Origin of the sequence: Cohnella sp. GCM10012308 (genome assembly GCF_042649185.1) — a bacterium.
Taxonomy (GTDB): domain Bacteria; phylum Bacillota; class Bacilli; order Paenibacillales; family Paenibacillaceae; genus Cohnella.
In genome coordinates this window covers 1-8980 of record NZ_JBHRYU010000071.1, presented here as the reverse complement: position 1 = coordinate 8980, position 8980 = coordinate 1, and the positions used below count along the sequence as shown (strand labels likewise).

The 8980-nt window shown below is 56.8% G+C and carries 6 protein-coding genes, 1 tRNA gene and 1 rRNA gene; all 8 read left to right on the top strand.

Going from position 1 to position 8980, the window contains the following annotated elements; genetic code table 11:
* Positions 1-148: 148 nt before the first annotated feature.
* Positions 149-265 (top strand): 5S ribosomal RNA (gene rrf / locus ACFOTD_RS34415).
* 273 nt (positions 266-538) lie between these two features.
* Positions 539-760: a hypothetical protein gene (locus ACFOTD_RS34410; protein ID WP_378124519.1), complete on the top strand. Its 222-nt coding sequence runs from the start codon at positions 539-541 to the stop codon at positions 758-760.
* Positions 761-1452: 692 nt separating this feature from the next.
* Positions 1453-2910, top strand: coding sequence for an IMP dehydrogenase (gene guaB / locus ACFOTD_RS34405; protein ID WP_378124518.1), 1458 nt, complete (start codon positions 1453-1455; stop codon positions 2908-2910).
* A 151-nt stretch (positions 2911-3061) separates the two neighbouring features.
* On the top strand, positions 3062-4405 hold the full coding sequence (locus tag ACFOTD_RS34400) for a D-alanyl-D-alanine carboxypeptidase family protein (protein WP_378124517.1): 1344 nt from the start codon (positions 3062-3064) through the stop codon (positions 4403-4405).
* An 88-nt stretch (positions 4406-4493) separates the two neighbouring features.
* Positions 4494-5375, top strand: coding sequence for a pyridoxal 5'-phosphate synthase lyase subunit PdxS (pdxS, locus tag ACFOTD_RS34395; RefSeq protein ID WP_378124516.1), 882 nt, complete (start codon positions 4494-4496; stop codon positions 5373-5375).
* A 158-nt stretch (positions 5376-5533) separates the two neighbouring features.
* Positions 5534-6127: a pyridoxal 5'-phosphate synthase glutaminase subunit PdxT gene (pdxT, locus tag ACFOTD_RS34390; protein WP_378124515.1), complete on the top strand. Its 594-nt coding sequence runs from the start codon at positions 5534-5536 to the stop codon at positions 6125-6127.
* Between the two features lie 84 nt (positions 6128-6211).
* Positions 6212-7498 (top strand): serine--tRNA ligase, encoded by a 1287-nt coding sequence (gene serS / locus ACFOTD_RS34385; RefSeq protein ID WP_378124514.1) that lies wholly within the window; start codon positions 6212-6214, stop codon positions 7496-7498.
* A gap of 78 nt (positions 7499-7576) precedes the next feature.
* Positions 7577-7665 (top strand) — tRNA-Ser (locus ACFOTD_RS34380).
* The last annotated feature ends 1315 nt before the right edge of the window (positions 7666-8980 follow it).

Genomic DNA, 8980 nt, shown 5'->3' with positions numbered 1-8980 from the left:
TCGAGGGCTTATCCTACTGTTCCGATCTAGGAACAACCGGCAAGCCGCACAGGCAAGAGAATTTCTAGCGCAGATTCGTTTCGCATCCGGTTTTCAGGGCGCAAGCTCTGTAAGCTGCAAAGCTGTATGGCACAGTTCGCACAGTAGGTCTGGTGGTAATGGCGGAGGGGTCCCACGCGTACCCATCTCGAACACGACCGTTAAGCCCTCCAGCGCCAATGGTACTTGGACCGCAGGGTCCTGGGAGAGTAGGACGTCGCCAGGCTAAGAGCAGTAGAGAGAACCACCTTCTTCGGAAGGTGGTTTTTTGTTGTTTCTAACTGGTTTTTGCAAGAGGGATTCGTATAAAAAAGCGGAAAACTGAAGTCCGCTTCCACATGTTTGGGTTGTAATTTTCTTAGCTTCGGGTAAAAGAAAATAAGCATTTATCGTTATTATTCAGTAACCCTTAAGCCGGATTTCATATTCAGTTCAAAAACCTGGTTTAAGATAAGGACATACCAATAAAAAATAGATTCTTTGGAAGGCGGAGCACGATATGTCCAAGATCATTGCGGCTAGTACGCTGGCACTTGCTATTAGCATCGGAGGCGCGTTTTGGGGTAATGGTGCGCAAGCCTCGACGTCCAGCGCAAAGTTACAAACGGAACAATGGATGTGGAGCATGGCAGCGCTAGCGGATAACGGCAATCCGGAGGAAAATGCGATCGATCACAGCGAAGATGTATCGAAAGATCGTTCGGCAGAGGCAGCGAAATAGATCATAAAAGGTCTCTAGTGCCCATGCTTCATTAAGAAAGCGCTACTAATACAACGATTTTAACGTTTATAAGGTCCAGCTCCCTGCCTTGCCGCTTTAATAGAAGGCGGCGCTTCATCCAAATGCTTGTTAGACAGGGAGCTGTCTCATCAGAGAAAACAACGTTGAACCATGAAACAGTGATCGATATTCATTGTTTTTTTAAGAATTTCCGACAGAAAATACTGCGAATATTCACAGCAAAACGCGCGTGAATGCAATTCCTCATACGAGTGAACGCCCCCTTCAAACAACGTACATAGCGACCATTTTTCTTATCGTTTACGATACCAAATGAAATTTCCCTTTCCCTCCGTACCCTTTGATTTTTACATAGCTTCTTTAGATGCCACATACGCTTTTCAACCAAAAGCTGTATAGAACGATTCTGCCACCTATGGGATTCATTATCCTTTTGGAGCAGACTTTTTAGGCGCGGTCAAATCCTGATCGGCTGACACACTTGGATGCCTGTCCTAACAAGCATTTTGGCTGCATCGGAATCATGTGGAGAGTGGATGTCCGCTCGCATTCAGAGAATGCGAAATACGGCGTCCAATGCGCCTTGACAGCCCCTAGTGCCTCTGCTAAGATTGCCTATAATTCAATTCGGAAAAACTAAAAATTTGCATTTCCAAAGGAGGAAAATGTTCGTGTGGCAAAATAAATTCGCCAAGGAAGGCTTGACGTTCGACGATGTCCTGCTTGTCCCGCGCAAGTCGTCGATCCTGCCGAGGGACGTCAGCGTCCAGACGGCGCTCAGCCCTTCCGTGAAGCTGAATATTCCGTTGATCAGCGCCGGGATGGATACGGTCACGGAATCGGCTCTGGCGATCGCCATCGCCCGTGAAGGCGGCATCGGCATCATCCATAAGAACATGTCCGTCGCCCAGCAGGCAGAGGAAGTAGACCGCGTCAAGCGTTCGGAGAGCGGCGTCATCACGAATCCGTTCTCGCTGACCCCTGAGCACCATGTCTACGATGCCGAGGAGCTGATGGGCAAGTACCGGATCTCCGGCGTGCCGATTACGGATGAAGGCGGCAAGCTCGTCGGCATCCTGACGAACCGCGACCTGCGTTTCGTTCACGATTACTCCATCAAGATCAAAGAAGTGATGACCAGCGAAAATCTGGTGACTGCCCCGGTGGGCACGACCCTTCAAGAGGCGGAGCTGCTGCTTCAGAAGCACAAGATTGAAAAGCTGCCGCTCGTGGACGACTCCAACACCCTGAAGGGTCTCATCACCATTAAAGATATCGAAAAAGCCATCCAGTTCCCGAACGCGGCCAAGGACCAGCACGGCCGTCTGCTCGCGGGGGCAGCCGTAGGCGTATCCAAAGATACGTTCGAACGCTCGGACGCACTGGTCAAATCCGGCGTCGACGTGCTCGTCGTCGATTCGGCGCATGGTCACCACATCGACATCGTCACCATGGTCCGCAAGCTGCGCGAGCGGTTCCCCGATCTGACGATCGTGGCCGGCAACGTAGCGACCGGCGAAGCGACGCGCGATCTGATCGAAGCCGGCGCTTCGGTCGTCAAGGTCGGCATCGGACCGGGCTCGATCTGCACGACGCGTGTCATCGCGGGTATCGGGGTGCCGCAGATCACGGCGATCTACGATTGCGCGACTGTCGCGCGCGAGTATAATGTCCCGATCATTGCGGACGGCGGCATCAAGTACTCGGGCGAGATCACCAAGGCGATCGCGGCCGGCGCGAGCGCGGTCATGCTCGGCAGCCTGTTCGCCGGCACCGAGGAGAGCCCGGGCGAGTCGGAGATCTACCAAGGCCGCCGATACAAGTCTTATCGCGGCATGGGCTCGATCGGCGCGATGAAGGAAGGGTCCAAGGACCGTTATTTCCAAGAGGACGACTCCAAACTGGTGCCGGAAGGCATCGAAGGCCGCTTGCCGTACAAGGGGCCGCTGCGCGACACGCTGCACCAGCTGCTCGGCGGCCTGCGCTCAGGCATGGGCTACTGTGGTACGGCGACGCTGGATGAGCTGAAGAACGATACCGAGTTCGTCCGCATCACCGGTGCCGGTCTGCGCGAGAGCCATCCGCATGACGTTCAGATTACGAAGGAAGCGCCGAATTACTCGATGTAAACTTGCATTATGCATCGGTTAAAATGAAGAGCCGCAGAGCGAGCAAACGTCGCCTTGCGGCTTTTGCCTTTGGGTGCGGTATGTTACAATAACAGACGGAGTTAACGGCCTTGTCCGACTCATTAATATGCTAGGTTAAAAGGAGAGTCGCGTGTTGAATCAAGCTTATGTTCGCTATGCCAAGCAATCCCGTGCTGTCATGTTCAAGCTACTAGCCATCCTACTTCTAGCCGCCTTGCTGCAAGCGATGCTGCTGCCGCGCTCTTCGGCCGCGACGAACGATATCAGCGGTCTTCAATTAAATGTAAAGTCCGCCTTCCTGATGGATGCGGATACCGGCCAGGTGCTGTACCAGAACAACGCGGATGTCGCGCTGCCGCCTGCCAGCATGACCAAGATGATGACGGAATATCTCGTATTTAAGGCCATCCAGGACGGCAAGATAAGCTGGAATCAAGAGATCACCATACAAGAGAATGCGGCCAAGCAGATCGGCAGCCGGGTGTTCCTGGCGGTTGGCGACAAGCATACGGTCAGGGAGCTGTACATCGCGATGGCGGTGGGCTCAGCCAACGACGCGACGACGCAGCTCGCAGAGACGGTGGGCGGGTCTGAGGAAGCGTTTTCCAAACTCATGAACGAGACGGCCAAGCAACTGGGCATGAACGACTCCCATTTCATCAACTCCACCGGTCTCGATCGCGCGGATATGCCGGAGGCTTATCGCCCGACTTCGATCGAAGGCGAGACGGTAATGTCGGCTCACGACTCCGCACTGCTGGCTTACCATATTTTGAAGGACTATCCGGAGTTCCTGGAGTACTCCAAGATGCAGACTTACCAGTTCCGCGAGCGGGACAAGCAGCCGCTGATTAACTGGGACTGGATGCTCGAGTCGAACAAGAACGTGCAAAATTTCAAGAAATTCGCCTATCCCGGCGTTGACGGCCTGAAAACAGGTCATACTTCCAATGCGGGCAACTGCTTCACGGGCACAGCGCTCCAGAACGGCACGAGGCTCATCGCGGTCGTCATGGGCGTGCCGGGCAATTCGAACGACGGCAAGCGATTCCTCGAGACGGCCAAGCTGTTCGATTACGGCTTCGGCAGCTTCGAGAAAAAAACGCTCGTACAGCCCAAGACCGCAATCGCCGAGCACGAGACGCTGAAGGTCAAGAAGGGCGGCAAGAAATCGGTACAGGTCGTTACCGGCCAAGACATCACGGTGATGCTGCCGAAGACGAGCAAAGTCGAAGCGCAGCTTAAGGAAGTCGTTCCGACGAGCGACCCGCTGGTCGCGCCGCTGAAGCAAGGGGATAAGGTCGGCAAAGCCACCTACACATACAAGGATCCCGTCACGCAGGAGGACAAGTCGGTCACCGTCGATCTGGTGGCGACGGAGGACGTGAATAAGGCGGGCTGGTTCAAACTGATGCTGAGGGCGATCGGCGCCTTCTTCAGCGGTCTGTTCAAGGGGATCGTCAATCTGTTCTGATCGGTCGGAATCCCGACCGCACGGGTTGTCTATCCTTGGCCATTCCTGTAAAATAAATGCTTAGAATGTATTGGAGGCGTGGGTAAAAATGGAGACAGGCACATCGAGAGTTAAGCGCGGCATGGCAGAGATGCAAAAGGGCGGCGTCATCATGGACGTCATGAACGCCGAGCAAGCAAAGGTCGCCGAAGCGGCCGGCGCTACGGCAGTTATGGCGCTCGAGCGCGTACCGTCCGATATCCGGGCAGCCGGCGGCGTAGCCCGCATGGCGGATCCGACGATCGTAGAGGAAGTCATGAAGGTCGTCAGCATCCCGGTTATGGCGAAGGCACGGATCGGTCACTACGTCGAAGCCAAGGTGCTTGAGTCTCTCGGCGTCGACTACATCGACGAGAGCGAAGTATTGACGCCTGCGGACGACGTATTCCATATCAGCAAGGCGGACTTCACGGTGCCGTTCGTGTGCGGCGCCAAGGACCTTGGCGAAGCGCTGCGCCGCATCCAAGAGGGCGCGTCCATGCTTCGTACGAAGGGCGAGCCGGGCACGGGCAACATCGTCGAAGCCGTACGCCATATGCGCCTCATCTCGGGTCAGATCCGCAAGGTGCAGAACCTGGCAAAGGACGAGCTGTACCATGAAGCCAAGACGCTGGGCGTACCGTACGAACTGCTGCTTGGCGTGCATGAGACAGGCCGTCTGCCGGTCGTCAACTTCGCAGCCGGCGGCATCGCGACGCCTTCGGATGCCGCGCTGATGATGCACCTGGGCTCCGACGGCGTATTCGTCGGCTCCGGTATCTTCAAGTCCGACAGCCCCGAGAAGTTCGCTCGCGCGATCGTCGAAGCGACGACGCACTACGAGGACTACGAGCTGATCGCCCGCGTCTCCAAGAACCTCGGCACGCCGATGAAGGGTATCGAGATCTCCAAGCTGGAGCAGTCCCAGCGCATGCAGGACCGCGGCATCTAATCGCCGCTGCCGCCCTCGGGCGGCTCATCGCTTAAACCGGTAGACGCAAGTCGCCGCGGCAAGCCACAGATTCGGGCGGTCTCGCCCCGGCATTCCGCCGGCCGCGAGGCCGCCCCGATTGGTTTAGAAGGCTGAACACGAAGGAAGGTCGTACATCCATGAAAATCGGAGTTCTGGCGCTGCAAGGCGCGGTAGCGGAGCATATCCGCAGCATTGAGCTTGCCGGCGGCGAAGGTGTCGCGGTCAAGCGCACGGAGCAGCTCGAGGAGATCGACGGTCTCATCATCCCGGGCGGGGAGAGCACGACGATCGGCAAGCTGATGCGCAAATACGGGTTCATCGAAGCTGTACGCGGCTATGCTGAGGCCGGCAAGCCGGTATTCGGCACTTGCGCCGGCCTCATCGTGCTGGCGGAACGTCTGACTGGCGACGAGGAACCGCACCTGCAGCTGATGGACATGACGGTCGCGCGCAATGCGTTCGGACGCCAGCGCGAGAGCTTCGAGACCGATCTGCCCGTCAAGGGCATCGAGTCTCCGCTGCGCGCCGTATTCATCCGCGCCCCTCTCATCACCGAGGTCGGGCCGGATGTCGAGGTGCTGTCCATATACAAGGACGAGATCGTCACTGCCAGACAGGGACATCTGCTCGCTGCCTCCTATCATCCGGAGCTGACGGACGATTACCGCTTGCACGGCCTGTTCATCGATATGGCGCGCGAGGCAGCCGGTCAAGGGCAAAGCCAAGGCTAAGCATAAACGTATAAAGCGCAGTCACGATTTCGTGCTTAGACCGACATACATTACCCTTCGCAGGGTCAGGAGGATCACCTACCGATGATCGATATCAAGTTGCTGCGCGCCGACTACGGCAAGGTAGCGGACGCTCTCAAGAAGCGGGGCGCCTCGGAGGAGCTGATCGCCGCGTTTCCGGCGATTGACGCCAAACGCCGCGAGCTGCAGACCGAGAGCGACAACCTGAAAAACCGACGCAACGTCGTTTCCCAAGAAGTCGCAAAGCTTAAGAAGAGCGGTGGCGACGCCGACGGACTGATCGCCGAGATGAAGGAAGTCGGCGACCGGATCAAGCAAATCGACGAGGAGCTTCGCGGCATCGAGTCCGAGTCCGAGGCGCTCTTGCTCGCCGTGCCGAATATTCCGAATGAGAGCGTACCGGTCGGCGCAAGCGAAGCGGACAACGTCGAGGTCCGCCGCATCGGCGAGCCGGCGGACCTTGGTTTCGAGCCTAGGGCGCACTGGGAGATCGCCGAGGGACTCGGCATTCTCGATTTCGAGGCGGCGGCGAAGGTAACGGGTTCGCGCTTCGTGTTCTACAAGGGCCTGGGCGCCCGCCTCGAGCGCGCGCTGATTAACCTGATGATGGACCTGCACTCGGACCAGCATGGCTATGAGGAGATTCTGCCGCCCTACATCGTTAATCGCGACAGCCTCATTGGCACGGGCCAACTGCCCAAGTTTGAAGAGGATTTGTTTAAAATCGCGGATACGGAGTATTATCTGATTCCGACGGCGGAGGTGCCGGTCACGAATCTGCACCGCGAGGAGATTCTGCCCAAGGATCAATTGCCGCGCAAGCTCGTAGCGTTCAGCGCATGCTTCCGCTCCGAGGCCGGCGCTTCGGGACGCGATACGCGCGGCCTCATTCGCCAACACCAGTTCAACAAGGTCGAGCTCGTTCAGCTCGTCGATCCGGAGACTTCTTATGAGGCGCTTGAGTCGCTGACGGGTGAAGCAGAGCGCGTCCTGGCGCTGCTGGGCTTGCCGTATCGCGTGCTCGCATTGTGCACGGGCGACATGGGTTTTGCCTCTGCCAAGACATACGACCTCGAGGTGTGGCTGCCAAGCATGGCGACCTACCGCGAGATCTCGTCCTGCACCAACTTCGAGGACTTCCAGGCGCGGCGCGCGGGCATCCGCTTCCGCCGGGAGACCGGCGCGAAGCCGGAGTACGTCCATACGCTGAACGGCTCAGGTCTTGCGCTCGGCCGCACGGTTGCGGCGATCCTCGAGAACTACCAGCAGGCTGACGGCACGGTTGTCGTACCGGAAGCGCTGCGTCCATACATGGGCGGTCTCGAAGTTATTGCGCCTCGGAGGGGTTGATCGCGCTCTCCGGCGTATGATATGATTACGGAGCGGGTTGGCCCACCTCACGCGAGGAGACCAATGCGCTCTATGCATGGAGAGATACCGAAGCGGTCATAACGGGGCGGTCTTGAAAACCGTTAGGGTGCAAGCCCACGTGGGTTCGAATCCCACTCTCTCCGCCATACGCAAAAAACAAGCCGATTCCCGGGAGGGAATCGTTTTTTTGTGTATGGCGCAAGTGGGATTCGAACGGGCCGTTAAGCGAACATGCCCAAAGGCATGTTCGTAGGCCCCGGCGTGATAGTCGCTGAGCTGTGGCTACACCGACAGGTGTCCACGGCAGCGACGGAGCGAATCCCACTCTCTCCGCCATACGCAAAAAACAAGCCGATTCCCGGGAGGGAATCGTTTTTTGTGTACGGCGCAAGTGGGATTCGAACGGGCCGTTAAGCGAACATGCCCAAAGGCATGTTCGTAGGCCCCGGCGTGATAGTCGCTCAAGCCGTGGTCGCACCGACAGGTGTGTCCAAGGCAGCGACGGAGCGAATCCCACTCTCTCCGCCATACGCAAAAAACAAGCCGATTCCCGGGAGGGAATCGTTTTTTGTGTATGGCGCAAGTGGGATTCGAACGGGCCGTTAAGCGAACATGCCTAAAGGCATGTTCGTAGGCCCCGGCGTGATAGTCGCTGAGCTGTGGCTACACCGACAGGTGTCCACGGCAGCGACGGAGCGAATCCCACTCTCTCCGCCATACGCAAAAAACAAGCCGATTCCCGGGAGGGAATCGTTTTTTGTGTATGGCGCAAGTGGGATTCGAACGGGCCGTTAAGCGAACATGCCTAAAGGCATGTTCGTAGGCCCTGGCGTGATAGTCGCTAAGCCGTGGCTACACCGCAGGTGTCCACGGCTGCGACGGAGCGAATCCTACTCTCTCCGCCACAAGTAAAAAAACAAGCCGATTCCCGGGAGGGAATCGTTTTTTTGTGTATGGCGCAAGTGGGATTCGAACGGGTCGTTAAGCGAACATGCCCAAAGGCATGTTCGTAGGCCCCGCTTAGATCAGAAAGTATAAACTGGGAGGCGATTTGTGGCAGGGAGGCGCAATTCCAGCGTGTCGGAGCTTTTCGAGGCTTTGCGGTTCGAACAACTGCATTTGTACATTTATTTTCTGTCGACCAGCGACATTTAACAAAATACCTGCAAATGTGCAGGTAAATTCAAAGCGTAAGCCGGAAATGGAGCTGATGGAGCAATAGCTTTGCAAAGAACTTGACATGGTAGGTAGCTTTACAAAAAGGAAGAGTTCTCCTAAGGTGGAAGTGTGCGAACCACCAAGAAAGGAGAACTCATGGTATCTATTACCCCCGCACTCCGTGAGTTATTCAGTTGGTTCGACGAACATGCTCGTTTTCTTCTAGCCGACCGCTATGCGAAGAAGCTGAACAGCGGCAATACGGTGTTGCTCTTCCTTGAAGCGTTATTGCGTCGCCGCCCC

Excerpts from the sequence above, each read along its gene's own strand:
- serS (WP_378124514.1), top strand. The coding sequence starts at position 6,212 with ATGATCGATATCAAGTTGCTGCGCGCCGACTACGGCAAGGTAGCGGAC.
- ACFOTD_RS34410 (WP_378124519.1), top strand. The coding sequence starts at position 539 with ATGTCCAAGATCATTGCGGCTAGTACGCTGGCACTTGCTATTAGCATC.
- pdxS (WP_378124516.1), top strand. The coding sequence starts at position 4,494 with ATGGAGACAGGCACATCGAGAGTTAAGCGCGGCATGGCAGAGATGCAA.
- pdxT (WP_378124515.1), top strand. The coding sequence starts at position 5,534 with ATGAAAATCGGAGTTCTGGCGCTGCAAGGCGCGGTAGCGGAGCATATC.